Annotated in this window: 11 protein-coding genes; 1 reads left to right on the forward strand and 10 read right to left on the reverse strand. The window is 69.9% G+C overall.

All coding sequences use genetic code 11. From position 1 onward, the window contains the following. Positions 1–96 precede the first annotated feature (96 nt). Positions 97–1539 (forward strand): MFS transporter, encoded by a 1443-nt coding sequence (locus AC3X7R_RS14505; RefSeq protein WP_489966369.1) that lies wholly within the window; start codon positions 97–99, stop codon positions 1537–1539. Positions 1540–1663: 124 nt separating this feature from the next. Here the strand turns inward: AC3X7R_RS14505 and AC3X7R_RS14510 are convergent, their stop codons facing one another. The 10 genes from AC3X7R_RS14510 to AC3X7R_RS14555 all read right to left on the reverse strand — a co-directional run bounded on the left by AC3X7R_RS14510 (position 1664) and on the right by AC3X7R_RS14555 (position 12447). Continuing rightward, positions 1664–2998, reverse strand: a complete 1335-nt coding sequence (locus AC3X7R_RS14510; protein ID WP_489966370.1) for an NtaA/DmoA family FMN-dependent monooxygenase — start codon at positions 2996–2998, stop codon at positions 1664–1666. 31 nt (positions 2999–3029) lie between these two features. Continuing rightward, complete coding sequence (locus AC3X7R_RS14515; RefSeq protein WP_489966371.1) at positions 3030–3221, reverse strand: hypothetical protein; 192 nt, start codon at positions 3219–3221, stop codon at positions 3030–3032. Positions 3222–3241: 20 nt separating this feature from the next. Beyond that, entirely contained in the window at positions 3242–3958 is a 717-nt protein-coding gene (locus tag AC3X7R_RS14520; protein WP_489966372.1) for an NADPH-dependent F420 reductase, read from the reverse strand. A 118-nt stretch (positions 3959–4076) separates the two neighbouring features. Next, positions 4077–4463, reverse strand: a complete 387-nt coding sequence (locus tag AC3X7R_RS14525; RefSeq protein WP_489966373.1) for a MerR family transcriptional regulator — start codon at positions 4461–4463, stop codon at positions 4077–4079. A 302-nt stretch (positions 4464–4765) separates the two neighbouring features. Beyond that, positions 4766–5743: an LLM class flavin-dependent oxidoreductase gene (locus tag AC3X7R_RS14530; RefSeq protein WP_489966374.1), complete on the reverse strand. Its 978-nt coding sequence runs from the start codon at positions 5741–5743 to the stop codon at positions 4766–4768. Positions 5744–5803: 60 nt separating this feature from the next. Then, positions 5804–6547: an SDR family NAD(P)-dependent oxidoreductase gene (locus AC3X7R_RS14535; protein ID WP_489966375.1), complete on the reverse strand. Its 744-nt coding sequence runs from the start codon at positions 6545–6547 to the stop codon at positions 5804–5806. Positions 6548–6597: 50 nt separating this feature from the next. Further along, on the reverse strand, positions 6598–8667 hold the full coding sequence (locus AC3X7R_RS14540; protein WP_489966376.1) for a hydantoinase B/oxoprolinase family protein: 2070 nt from the start codon (positions 8665–8667) through the stop codon (positions 6598–6600). Continuing rightward, on the reverse strand, positions 8657–10771 hold the full coding sequence (locus AC3X7R_RS14545; RefSeq protein ID WP_489966377.1) for a hydantoinase/oxoprolinase family protein: 2115 nt from the start codon (positions 10769–10771) through the stop codon (positions 8657–8659). The genes AC3X7R_RS14540 and AC3X7R_RS14545 overlap by 11 nt, the downstream gene beginning before the upstream one ends. Beyond that, positions 10758–11246: a Zn-ribbon domain-containing OB-fold protein gene (locus AC3X7R_RS14550; protein ID WP_489966378.1), complete on the reverse strand. Its 489-nt coding sequence runs from the start codon at positions 11244–11246 to the stop codon at positions 10758–10760. Before AC3X7R_RS14550 ends, AC3X7R_RS14545 begins: the two co-directional genes overlap by 14 nt. Before the next feature lies 1 nt (position 11247). Then, on the reverse strand, positions 11248–12447 hold the full coding sequence (locus AC3X7R_RS14555; RefSeq protein ID WP_489966379.1) for a thiolase C-terminal domain-containing protein: 1200 nt from the start codon (positions 12445–12447) through the stop codon (positions 11248–11250). Between the last annotated feature and the right edge of the window lie 20 nt (positions 12448–12467).

The following is a 12467-nucleotide window of genomic DNA, read 5'->3' on the forward strand; positions in this document are numbered from 1 at the left end:
CGGCACGGACCGGGTGAGGCGAACGTGCGCTTCTGCGCCGGCGGTCCGAGGCTGAAAACCTCCAGAATCAGTCTCGAAACCTCTGGAGCTTCCGGTATGTCCTCGGTCTTGCCGTCCCCCCGCACTCGCTGGTGGGCACTCGTCGTCCTCGGCCTCACCCAGCTGATGGTGGTCCTCGACGGCACCATCGTTGCCATCGCCCTGCCGGCCGCGCAGGCCGACCTCGACATCGCGGACGGGCAGCGTCAGTGGGTCGTCACCGCCTACGCCGTCACCTTCTCCGCCCTGCTCCTGCTCGGCGGCCGGATCGCCGACTACTGGGGCCGCAAGCGCACCTTCATGGTCGGCATGGTCGGTTTCGGCGCCGCCTCGGCGTGGGGCGGACTCGCGCAGTCAGGCGGCGAGCTCATCGCCGCACGCGGACTCCAGGGCGTGTTCGCGGCGCTGCTGGCTCCCGCCGCCCTGGCGATGGTGGCCGTGCTGTTCCCCAGCGGCCGTGACCGCGACGTGGCCTTTGCTGTCTTCGGCATCATCGCCGGCACCGGCGCTGCCTTCGGCTTCCTGCTCGGCGGCGTGCTGACTCAATACGCCGACTGGCGCTGGTGCCTCCTGGTGAACCTCTTCTTCGTCATCGCAGGGCTGATCGGCGGCAAGACCCTGCTCACCGAGAGCAAGGCCGAGGGCGACACCCGCTACGACATCCTCGGCACCCTCACCGTCGCACTCTCCCTCGGCGCCCTGATCTACGGCTTCGCGCGGGCCGAGCACGGCTGGGGCGAGCCCGACACGATCGGCTTCCTGACCGCCGGCGCCATCCTGATGGGCGTCTTCGTGTGGTGGCAGGGCCGCACCTCGCACCCGCTACTGCCCCTGCGCGTGATCCGCGACCGGGTGCGCGGCGGAGCCTTCCTGCTTCAGGCCGTGGTGGGCGTCGTCATGGTCGGCGCGATGCTGTACCTCACCTTCCACTTCCAGATCGTCCTCGGGATGAGCCCGCTGGCCGCCGGCTTCGGAAACGTCGCGATGACCGTGGTCATCATGGCGACGGCCCCGGTTTCCACCAAGCTCTTCACCACCTTCGGCCCCCGGCCGGTGCTCACCGTTGGTCCCCTCCTCACCGCGGCCGGACTCTTCTTCCTCAGCGGCGTCACCGCCGAGGGAAGCTACTGGTCCGAGGTGCTTCCCGGCCTGGTCGTGATGGGGCTCGGTTTCTCCCTGATCTTCGTGCCCCTGCAGAACCTCGCCCTGGCCGGGGTCGACCCGCACGATGCCGGGGTCGCGTCCGCGCTGGCCAACGCCTCCATGCACGTCGGCGGCTCGATCGCGGTAGCCGTCTTCACCGCGCTCTACACCTCTTCGTTGGCAGAGTCGCTCACTCAGGGGGCGGACAAGCTGCCCGCGCTGGCCGGCGCCTACGGCGACGTCTTCTTCGCCGCGGCCTGGGTGATGACGCTGGGTGCCGTCACCTCCTTCGCTCTGATCCGCGGACCCAAGACGGCGCATCAACCCCCCGTCGACGAGGTGCTGGCCGCCCACTGAGGCCGCCGCGGAGCATCTGGACCCGACACCCCCGCTGACCTACGAAGGTGGCCCCCCCTTCTCAGTCCGCAGGGAGTCCGCACGAGCCGCCATCACACTGTCGATGGCGGCTCGTGTGCTTTCGTCAGCGTCCGACCACGGGGGTGCGGGGGTCGAGGCCGTACTGGTAGGGCACGTTGAGGTGTTCGCGCAGCGTCGTTCCGTTGTAGTCGTGGGGGTACAGGCCGCGGTCTCGGAGGATGGGGATGACCTCGTTGACGAAGGTGTCGATGTCGGTCTCATTGACGTCGGGTGAGACCCAGAAACCGTCGACGGCGTCGGCCTCGAACCACTCCTGGAGGTGGTCGGCGATGACCGTGGGGGGCCCGATCGGTGTCGGGTGGTAGTCGACCACGCCGTGGGCGAGGATCTCGCGCAGCGTCCAGCCCTGGCGAGCGACTTGGAGCGCCTTGGCTGACCTGGGGTCGAAGGGGCTGGGGCGTGCGGCGCTCAGCTGAGTGAGGGTGAGCGGGTCGTCCAGCGAACTCTCGTCGAGAGAGAGATTCAGCATCGCGCCGAGGTGCGGGAGACGGCTCGCGAGGAGATCATGGTTCAGGGCGATGCGACGTTCCACCGCGTCTTGGACTGTGCGGCCGAGGGCTGGCATGACTCCGGCGAAGTACTTGATGTCGTCGGGGTTGCGGCCCGCCTCGCGTGCGGCCTTCCGGGCGGCTTCACGCTGGGCGCGGGCGTCGTCGATGGTGAAGGCGGCCCCGATGACGCCGTTGGCATAGTGTCCGGCGATGGTCAGGCCGTACTCGCCGCCACCGGCGGAGAAGATGACCGGCTGCCCCTGTTCGGACGGCGGGATGGGCAGCGGTCCGCGGGAGGCGACGTAGGTGCCACGCAAATTCACGGGCTGGACCTTGTCGGTGTCGACGAAGACTCCGGTCTGTGGGTCCTTGACCCAGGCGTCCTCCTGCCAGCTGCCCCAGAGAGCTTGGACGACCTGGATGGTCTCGTGGGCGCGTGCGTAACGTTCGGGACGCTCGGCGATCGTCTGTCCGAAGTTGGCGGCCGCTGTGGGGTCGCTGGTGGTGACGGCGTTCCACCCGGCGCGGCCGTGGCTCATGACGTCGAGCGCCTTGAACTGGCGGGCGATGTTGTACGGCTCGTTGAAGGTCGTGGAGCCGGTGGCGACAAGGCCGATTCGTTCGGTGGCGCGAGCGATCGCGGCCAATGTGAGCATCGGGTCGAGGGTGGCCTGAGGCACCTCGCGCTCGATGCCGCGGGTGATGGCGAGGGAGTCCGGGAGGAACAGGAAGGCGAAGCTCCCGCGCTCGGCCGCCTGGGCGTAGCGCACTTGGGCGTCGATGCTGGTGTAGTTGGCGGGGTCGACGCCGGCGGCGCGCCAGGCCAGGCTTTGGGAGCCATAGCCGGTTCCCAGGTGCATGCCGAGGATCATCGTGCGGTCGGTCATGGGTGTCCTTGTCGAGGGAGGCAGGGTGGTGTCACGCCGCAATCCGTCGAGAGCTGCGGTCGTGGATGACGAGCGGTGGCTGCGTCACGTCCCGGTCCAGGCTCAGCACCGGGAGCTGAGTGAGGACGTGGACGCCGTGGACGCGGTGCCAGCGCGCCACGCTCACCGACACCAGCTGCGGGTCGAGGGACACCGAGGGGATTGCGGCCAGGGCGTCTCGCATCTGTCGCGTGGTGGGGGTGGTCAAAAGGCGCGTCCAGCCACGTCGGGGCGGTGCGAGGCCGCCAGGTGCTCGCGAAGCCGCTGCGCTGGAAGGGGCGCTCCTTGGTCCGCCAGCCAATCCTGGGCGAAGAGGTCGAGATCAGCGACGTAGACGGTCGTGTACGCGCCTGACTCGGGCTCGAAGCGCCACGACTCGGCCAGGCTGCCGGCATCGACCGGGTCGAAGCCAAGGCTGTCAACCAGAGCAGACACCGCCCGCTTGGCGTCGGCGTCATCGCCGGCGACAGCGAGGCCGGAGCGGTCGGGTGCGCCCGCGGGGCGTGCCAGCGTGGGGATGTGGTGGGCAACGATGTTGTTGAACGCCTTGTTGATCACGGCTCCCCGCAGCAGCGTCGACTCGTACTCGGCCGTGGTCACGGTCCCGGAGTCGAGGACCTGGATGCGACCGTCACGCGAGGGGTAGTAGTTGCCCGTCGACAGCACGATCTTCCCGGCGAGCGCCTCGACCGGGAGGGCGTCGTAGGCCAGCAACGGGACGGCAAGGACGACGATCTCGCCGAACTCCGCCGCCTCGGCGGCCTCGCCCGCCCGCGCGCCGTGACCGAGTTCGCCGACGAGGTCGGCCAGCGACTCGGGACCGCGGGAGTTCGCCAGCAGGACCTGATGTCCTGCGGCGACCGCGAGGCGCGCGATCCCGGCGCCGATCGCGCCGCTGCCGATGATTCCAAGTTTCGTCATGTCATTCTCTTTCTTTGGGTGCTGGACGGGGTGGCACCCATGGTCCAACCTTCACATCAATGTGAAGGTCAAGTCGGGATCGCTGCAACGCCCTGCGAGCACGTCTCCGTCCGATCACCTACGGGGCTGCCCCGGGTCCTCGACTGGTGCCGCGGTCCATCGCCTCGAGGTAGCGGCTAAGTGCATCGCGGTTCTGTTCGAGGAACGTGATGCGCTCCGACATCCGCTCGCGCTCACGGACCAGGAGTTCGCGCAGCGCCGGATCCGGCTCGGCGACGACGATCCCTTTCGGCTGGTCGAGGCACGGAAGCATGTCGCCGATGATGCGCGTCGGGATGCCGGAGTCGAGCAGTCCGCGCACCTTCATCACGCGTTCGACAAGGTACTCGTCGTACTCGCGGTACCCGTTCTGAAGGCGATGCGGCGCGATCAAGCCCTGCTCCTCGTAGTACCGAAGCAGCCGCGGCGGAACGCCGGTCCGCTTGGCCAACTCGCCGATCCGCATCCCTACCCCTTTTCGCCTGCATGACACGCATGTGAATGTTAGCCCCCACGGGTGGACGCACCAGGTGGCCCGCGGGGCGGGCATCGACTTCCTCCGCGGCATCGTCACCGTCCGACGCCAGGCCAAGGTCTTCACCGGCCACACGAGGGAAGCCGGCCCCAGTCACCGGGGCTTTTGACCTGCCCCCCGGCCAGACAATGCGCCCGATCAGACTCGAACAGACAGCACATGGGCCTCGTGGGCTGGGCGGGGGGACCTCGATGGACCGGCGTGCGGTGTGCTGCGGGATCGACGCGACGGACTCACGCCTCCAGTTCGCGCATGAGGCCGGGCAGCTCCCGGGTCCAGAGGTCCACGTGCCGGTCGGCCAGCTCGTGGGGCAACCCCAAGAGCGAGGCCCACGTGAAGACGGTCTCCACCGGCATGGCGCGGAAGTGGTCGGTCAGCAGCTCAGCGGCTTCCTCCGCGCTAGCGATGACGAGTCCGCGGGAAGCGCCGCCCAGGCCAGCAGCCAACGCTGCCTCGACGTCGGTCGACGTTGAGCGTGGGGCGCGGTCGGGGCCTGGCTGGGCCGCGTCGTAGGTGTCCCAGAGACGCTGGTAGGCCTGAGCCACGACGTCTCGATCACGCGCGGGCGCATCGGTGAGGAAGACGTTCACGGCGCCGGACATCCGTCCGACCCGCTCGACGTCGTGCCCTCCCTCGACGAGGCCCGCACGGTAGTGCTCCCAGAGGTCTCGCCTGACGCTGAGGAGAGGAGACCCCTCCCGTCCAGCACGACGGACACCCACCGGGCCCCCGCAGCCGAGCCACAAGGGGACCTCGCGTTGGACCGGAGGTGGTGTCACACGACCCGAGGAGAGGGCGGAGCCGATCGCGTCCCTGGCCGCGAAGAGTGAACGTAGCGGCGCCGTCGGCGGCGACATCCCGAACATGGCGAACTCCGCGGCACGCGACCCTCCCCCGAGTCCGAGGTCGAGCCGCCCGGCGCTGAGGTTGTCGACGACGGCGGCTTCCTCAGCCACCTGCTGCGGATGCCGCAGCAGCGCCAGCAGGACCGCCGTACCGATGCGCACGCGCCGGGTGCGTGCTGCGACGGCGGCCGCGAAGGTGAGCGGCTGAGGAAGGTAGCCGTCCGGATAGCCGTGGTGCTCCGACAGCCAGACCGAGGATGCCTCCGTCTCGTCGACACGCTCGCACAGAGCCAGTGCCCGCTCGTAGACGGAGGCCCACGGCTCCTCCTCGGAGCCCCGCAGGTCGAGATAGATTCCCAGCTTCATGTCGACCCGGTCGACGACGACCGGTGGTCACCTCCCCCAGCACCCGCGGCTTGCGGACACTCAGATGTAGAAGCCGCCGTTGACGCAGATGTTCTGCCCCGTCATGAAGCGGGCACCGTCGCTGACGAGGAACGTGATGACGGGCGCGATGTCGACGTCGGGGTCCCCGAACTCGCCGCCGAGCGGCACTCGCTCCCGCAGCCTCTCGAAGTAGACGACCCGCTCCTCCTCGGTCAGGTTGCGGCGGTACTCGTCCACCATGGGCGTCGACGCGGTGGGGTGCAGCACGTTCGCGCGGATGCCGAAGCGCGCCCACTCCACCGCGATGGTCCGCGTCCACGCCATCACCGCACCCTTGGAGGCGGCGTAGGCAGCACGGTCCGGGAGCGCCGTCAGGGCCGCCGAGGAGGCGAAGTTGGTGATGCTGCTCCGCTCCCCCTTCTGCAGGTGCGGAAGGGCGGCGCGGTTGGTCAGCATGGTGCCGCGGGCATTGACGTTCATCACCTTGTCCCAGTCCTCGTCGCTGAGATCCTCGGCTGGGCCCTGGGCGAACGCGCCGGCGGCGTGCACGAGTGCGTCCAGACCGCCGAGCCCACTGGCGGCCTCGTCCACCACCGAGAAGACCTCATCACGATTCGTGACGTCACAGGTCAGGAACCGCTGTCCGGTCTCCTGCGCGACCTGCTGCCCAAGCTCCTCCGCGACGTCCAGGGAGACCACGGAGGCTCCTGCTCCAGCGAGCGAGCGGACGCAGGCTGCGCCTAGGCCGCTGGCTCCCCCGACGACGATGACCTTCTTGTCCATGGTTCTCCTTGAGCGTTCGGTGGGTGTCTCGGGATACGTGCCGGAGCCGGTCAGTCGACGCTGACCCAGCGCCGAGGACTGGACTCGAAGCTCCGGGCGTGTCCGGCCAGCGCCACCTCCGTGTGCAGCGCGTGGCCCGTGGCCGGGTCGAGGTACTGGCGGGTCTCGACGCCCTCGGTGACCGTGGTGACCAGCACCGGGCACCCCTCGGTCCAGTGGTCGGGTGCGTGGGCCAGGACGGCCTGGGAGCGGGTGCTGACCGCGACGCGGCCGCGCTGCTCCACGCCGGGCGCGATGGGGAGCGCGGGCGTGCGCATGAGCTCCTCGGGGTCCACCGGGACCGGCGGCACCGCGGCGGGGCGGGCGTGGGCCAGTCGCTGGCTCAGGAGCACCTGTCGGTAATCGGTCGTCCCGTCGGTGACGTCGACGCCGTAGACGTCCAGCGCGTCCTCGGGGGTGATGAGTCCCGCCTCGACGTCCTCGAGGACGGCAGACACCTCGCGGTCCAGCGGGTCACCCCACCCACCGCCTCCGGCGGCCCTCACGGAGTAGCTGTGCCCCTCCGGGATGGTGAAACCCTGCTCGTTGCTGCCGATCGGCGTGACCGTGCCGTCCGGGTGGTGCAGCTCGAGAGTCGCGGGACGGCCGGGCGCCCCGCCCGCGCTGCCGGCCATCGGCACGTAGCCGTGCCCGCCGATCGTCGCGCCGGTGACGAGCGGCGAACCAGCGATGGCGAACTCCAGGTCCACCCCACGGCCACCGCGGAACTGACCGGCGCCGGAGGCGTCCGTCGAGCGGCGCCGGTACAGGAACCGGATCGGGTACCAGGACTCGCTGACCTCCACGTCGTTGGCCTGGATCGGGGACTTGCGACCGACGAGGTTGAAGTTGAAGTCGGTGCCGTCCCGATCGTGCCCGGCCGGCGAGCCGTTGCCCGACCCGTCCACCATGATCCAGGAGTCGGTGCGTCCGGAGTCGACCTTCCCCGAGAAGGTCACCACGGAGTTCGCCGACATCGTCTGCGAGCTGGACAGGAACTCCCTGCTCGGGCTGTCCGGCGACGCCGCCACAGCGGCGTGGAACGTCCGGAGTGCGGCTTCGCTGGCGTCGTGCGAGGCGGGCATGTGTGCGGCACCCACGGGAGCAGGGTGCAGGCAGTTCAGCAGGCTGCCCTCCGGGCAGTGCACCTCGATCGCGTCGTAGAACCCCTGGTTCAGGGGCAGGTCACGGCCGATCAGTCGCTGCAGCTCGACGCCGATCTTGCCCTTGACGATGTACGCCTTCGAGTTGAAGAAGTGGTCCGTCTGGGGGGCGGTGCCGGTGAAGTCGAACCGGATCGAGCCTTCCTGCACGGTGGTCGTGCAGGGGATCGGGAAGCGCTCCTCGTTCCACTCGGCCCAGCCGGTGGACCGGTAGACGCCGTCCTCGAGCAGGTCGAGCTCCGCGCGCAGGGCCTCCTCCGTGCGCCGGTTGAGCTGGTCGAAGCCGTCGCGAAGCGCCTCGGGGCCCATCTGCTCCGCCAGCTCCTTGAGCTTGGCCGCACCGACGTCGACCCCGGCGACCAGGCCGCGGATGTCCATCTCGACCAGGTCGGCCATCCGCACGTTGTTCAGCAGGATGTTCCACGTGTCGCGGCGTTCCACACCGGCCGCCAGCAGCTTGACCGCGGGCAGTCGCATGGCCTCCTGGAAGCAGTCCGTGGCACCAGGGGCGAACGAGCCGGGCTGCATGCCGCCGACGTCGACCAGGTGCGCGGAGTTCGCCAGCCACGCGACCAGCTGACCGCGGGCGAAGACCGGCTTCATGATGAAGGCGTCCTGGGCGTGCAGCCCACCACCACGGTGCGGGTCGTTGGCGAAGAAGACGTCCCCGTCCTCGATGTCGTCGCCGTGCTCGATGAAGACGCCGGCGACGGCGTTGGTGGCTGCGAAGAAGTGGTTCGCGATGTGCCCGCCGCCGGTCACGAGGCCGCCCCGGGCGTCGAGCAGGGTGCAGGAGTAGTCGCCTCCCTCCACCACGAGCGGGCTCACCGCTGTGCGCTGGATGGTCGCAGCACCCTCACCGCAGAAGGCGTCGAGCTGGTGCCGCAGGACCTCGAGTGCAATGTTGTCAAGAGACATCGGAGTTCACTTCCAGTCGCAGGGAGCGGCGCTCGCTCACCGTGAGCGTCGCGCCGCGGGGGACGAACACGGTGGTGTCGACGTCGTCGGCCAGGGCCGGGCCCTGGATCCGGTCGCCGGGCACCAGGGAGGGGGTCCGGTAGCACGGGATCTGCTCGCCACCGTCACGGTCGAGGTAGACCGTGCGGTACGACGACGCTTCCGGGGCACCACCGCGGGAGGTCGCGGCGTCGCGCGGGAAGGTGGCCCGGGGCAACCGCCCGGTCGCGACGGCCCGCAGGAAGGTGACCTCCAGCTGGGCGTTGCGGCCGATCGCGCCCACGCCGTAGCGGGCGCCGTACTGCTCGAGGAAGACCTTCCGGATGGTCTCGACGTCGAACGTCGTCCCGTCCACCGGCACCGAGACCTCCGAGGTCTGCCGGAAGAACCGGACGCCCACGTCGAAGGAGACCGCGCGGTCCTCCTCCGGCACGCCGTCACCACCGACGTCCTCGAACACCGCGTCACCGAGGCGCTTCAGCTCCGAGGCGATCTCCTCGGTGTCAGCGCGCTCCAGCAGCACGTCCGCGGACTTGATCCGTTGACGCCGGACGTCGGCCGAGGCCGCGCCGAACGCCGACAGCACCGAGGCCGCGGGGGGCACGATGACCTGCGGGATGTTGGTCTGCAGCGCGATGCTCCCGGTGAACAGGCCACCGCTGCCGCCGTAGGAGATCAGGGACAGCCCACGGGGGTCGAGGCCGCTGGACCCCGCGTGCAGCCGGGTCGCCTTGACCATCTCGGCCAGGGCGATCTCGCGAATGCCCCAGGCGGTCTCCTCCGCGGAGAGGCCCAGCTTCTCCCCCAGCGTCGCGCAGGCCTTCAGGGCCGCGTCGCGGTCCAGGGTCCCGCCCACGAAGCTGGTGGGGTCGATGTATCCCAGGACGACGAGCGCGTCGGTGATCGTCGCGTCGGTGCCGCCGTTGCCGTAGCAGGCCGGTCCGGGCTTCGCCCGCGCCGAGCGCGGTCCCACCCGCAGCAGACCGCGACCGTCGACCCAGGCGATGGACCCGCCGCCGGACCCGATCGAGAGGGTGTCCACCCGGGGCTGCGCGAGGATCATCCCGTGCAGCTCGCCGCGCTCGGAGCGCTGCGGCTGACCACCGGTGATCACGGCGAGGTCGAAGCTGGTGCCGCCCATGTCACCGCAGATCGCCTCGGTGATGCCTTCGTCGGCGCACACCTCGGCGGCGGCCATCACCCCGGCCGCGGGACCGGAGGCGACCAGCACGACCGGCGAGCGACGCGCCTCCGCGAGGGTCACCGTGCCGCCGCTGGTCTGCAGCAGCAGCAGCGGCACCCGCAGGCCGGAGTCGGCCAGCTCGTGCGCCAGGGCCTCGATCCCGTCCAGGGCCTTGCTGATGACGGCGTTGAGCACCGCCACCAGGCTGCGCTCGTACTCCCGGATGCTCGGGTGCAGCTCCACGCCGCTGAACACGGGCAGGTCTGGGAACTCGCGGCGGACGAACTCCACGACCGCGAGCTCGTTCTGCGGGTTCTTGAACGACCACAGGAAGGAGACGGCGAGGGCCTCGATCTGGTGGTTCTCCACAAGATCCGTGACCGCGGCACGCACGGCCTCGAGGTCCACCGGGACGAGCACGTCCCCGTGGCGATCGGTCCGTTCCTCGATGCCGACCACGGCCGACCGCTCGATCGGGCTCCACGGCGGGACCAGCCAGCCGTCGATCGAGACCCGCCGGGACCGCGCCATCGAGATGGTGTCCTCGAACCCCACCGTCGTGAGCAGCCCCGCGGGGACTCCCTGCTTCTCGACCAGGGCGTTGGTCACCGCGGTGGTCCCGAGGCCGAACCGCTCCACCCGGGCGAGGAACTCGTCCAGGGGCAGCCCGACCTGCTCCGCCACCAGTCGACAGGCGCCCAGGACACCACGACCGAAGTTGGCGGGGTCCGTCGGCGACTTCGCGCGCCACAAGGACTCCCCGTCACCGCAGGCGAGGTCGGTGAACGTCCCGCCCACGTCGATACCGATCGAGAACCCACCCGACCCCGACACGCCACTGGCGTCCATCACGAACTCCTTGCTCTCGTCATTCACAGTCATGGACGAATCCGTACACAGTCGCTCCGTCGAGCGCGTCCAGCAGGACGGCCCGGACCGGCGTACCGGGCGTCAACGCCTCGTTGCACCGGCAGATGATCCGGCCGGGGAGGCGCACGCCGGCCTCCATCTCCACCGAGCCCGTCAGGTACGGCGTCATCCGCCGCCAGGGCTCGGGCAGGCTCACGCCGCTGGCGGGGAGCTTCCCGATCGACTCGTGGGCCCGCACTGCCACGTCCACGGTGCCTCGCGGCTCGATGGGCTCCCACGCGTAGTCGTCGCTCAGGCACTCGTGGCAGTGCGTCGAGAGCGGGAACCGGAGAGTCTGGCACTCGCCGCACCGCTGGAGGGAGAGGTGACCGCCCTGCAGCGACTCCCAGAAGCCGGCGGTGTCGGGGTGGACGTTCGGTGCGCTGCCCGGAGCCGCGGTCACGCGCTCCAGGACGGGCACCTCAGCGATGCTCTCGACGTCAGCCATCTCAGTTCGTCCTCTCGTTCGTGAACACCAGGGCGTCGCCCCAGGCGGCCCCCCACTGGAGGACCTTCGCGTCCTGGATCTGGCGTGCGCCGGCCTCGCCGCGCAGCTGCCTGACCATCTCGATCATGTGCCCGTAGCCGTACATGTGCCCCTCGGCCAGGCTTCCCCCCGAGGTGTTCATCGGCAGGGGCGAGTCGAGCCCGATCCCCTTCTCGCGGACGTAGGCGGCGGCCTCGCCGGCGCCGCAATAGCCCCAGCGCTCCAGCGCCATCCAGATCATCTGCGAGTACGGGTCGTAGGTGTAGAGGCCGTCGACGTCGTCGCGGGTGATTCCTGCCATCCTGAACGCGGGGAAGGTGTCGGGCGCGACGTAGTCGTACCTTCGGCTCACACCAGCACCCATGCCGGGCCGGGAGAAGAAGGCGTAGCCGTCGCGCGAGGACTGGATCCCCTGCACCCCGGTGAGGTGCACCATCGGGCGTCCCAGGTCGGCCGCCCGCTCCGGCGTCGTGACCAGCAGGCAGGTGGATCCCTCGACCATCTGGCAGATGTCGGACTCGCGAAGCGACCCGATCAGCTCCGGCTCCGCCAGGTACTGCTCGACGGTGAGCTCCCTGTCACGCAGCAGCGCCTTCGGGTTGTCCCGCGCGAAGCGACGCAGGGCCACGGGGACCTCCGCCATGTCCTCGACGGTCGCTCCGTAGCGGTCCATGTACTGCTGGAGCGCCAGCGCGGCACCGGCGCTGGCGCCGGGAGAGCCGTGCACCGTCCAGTTGGCGTACGGGCCGCCGCCGTCGCGGAACGCCTCGTCCACGGCGCCCAGCGAGGTCGCCATCTGCGGCAGGTGGCGGTAGTAGCCGGTCCCGGTCGTGAAGCTGTTGACCACGGCAACGACCTCGGCCACGCCCGTCGTCACAGCCATCGCAGCCTGCTGGACCGCCGTGGCGGTCCAGCGTCCGTGCGTCCACAGCTGGCTGACCCAGGACAGGTCCAGTCCCGCCGCCACGACGAACTCGTCGTAGTCGACGCCGCGCCAGGCACCCCAGTTGGTGACCAGGCCATCGACGTCGGCCTTGGTCAGGTTCGCGTCACCGAGGGCGGACCGGAACGACTCGAACTGCAGCCGCAGCGGGCTGCGGGCCGCATCGGGGCCGATCACGTCGCTGGTACCCACACCCACGACACAGGCGTTCAAGCTCATCAAGGTTTCCTCTCGCCATC

Source organism: Nocardioides sp. Z22_16, assembly GCF_058134365.1.

Excerpts from the sequence above, each read along its gene's own strand:
- AC3X7R_RS14505 (WP_489966369.1), top strand. The coding sequence starts at position 97 with ATGTCCTCGGTCTTGCCGTCCCCCCGCACTCGCTGGTGGGCACTCGTC.
- AC3X7R_RS14510 (WP_489966370.1), bottom strand. The coding sequence starts at position 2,998 with ATGACCGACCGCACGATGATCCTCGGCATGCACCTGGGAACCGGCTAT.
- AC3X7R_RS14515 (WP_489966371.1), bottom strand. The coding sequence starts at position 3,221 with ATGCGAGACGCCCTGGCCGCAATCCCCTCGGTGTCCCTCGACCCGCAG.
- AC3X7R_RS14520 (WP_489966372.1), bottom strand. The coding sequence starts at position 3,958 with ATGACGAAACTTGGAATCATCGGCAGCGGCGCGATCGGCGCCGGGATC.
- AC3X7R_RS14525 (WP_489966373.1), bottom strand. The coding sequence starts at position 4,463 with ATGCGGATCGGCGAGTTGGCCAAGCGGACCGGCGTTCCGCCGCGGCTG.
- AC3X7R_RS14530 (WP_489966374.1), bottom strand. The coding sequence starts at position 5,743 with ATGAAGCTGGGAATCTATCTCGACCTGCGGGGCTCCGAGGAGGAGCCG.
- AC3X7R_RS14535 (WP_489966375.1), bottom strand. The coding sequence starts at position 6,547 with ATGGACAAGAAGGTCATCGTCGTCGGGGGAGCCAGCGGCCTAGGCGCA.
- AC3X7R_RS14540 (WP_489966376.1), bottom strand. The coding sequence starts at position 8,667 with ATGTCTCTTGACAACATTGCACTCGAGGTCCTGCGGCACCAGCTCGAC.
- AC3X7R_RS14545 (WP_489966377.1), bottom strand. The coding sequence starts at position 10,771 with ATGACTGTGAATGACGAGAGCAAGGAGTTCGTGATGGACGCCAGTGGC.
- AC3X7R_RS14550 (WP_489966378.1), bottom strand. The coding sequence starts at position 11,246 with ATGGCTGACGTCGAGAGCATCGCTGAGGTGCCCGTCCTGGAGCGCGTG.
- AC3X7R_RS14555 (WP_489966379.1), bottom strand. The coding sequence starts at position 12,447 with ATGAGCTTGAACGCCTGTGTCGTGGGTGTGGGTACCAGCGACGTGATC.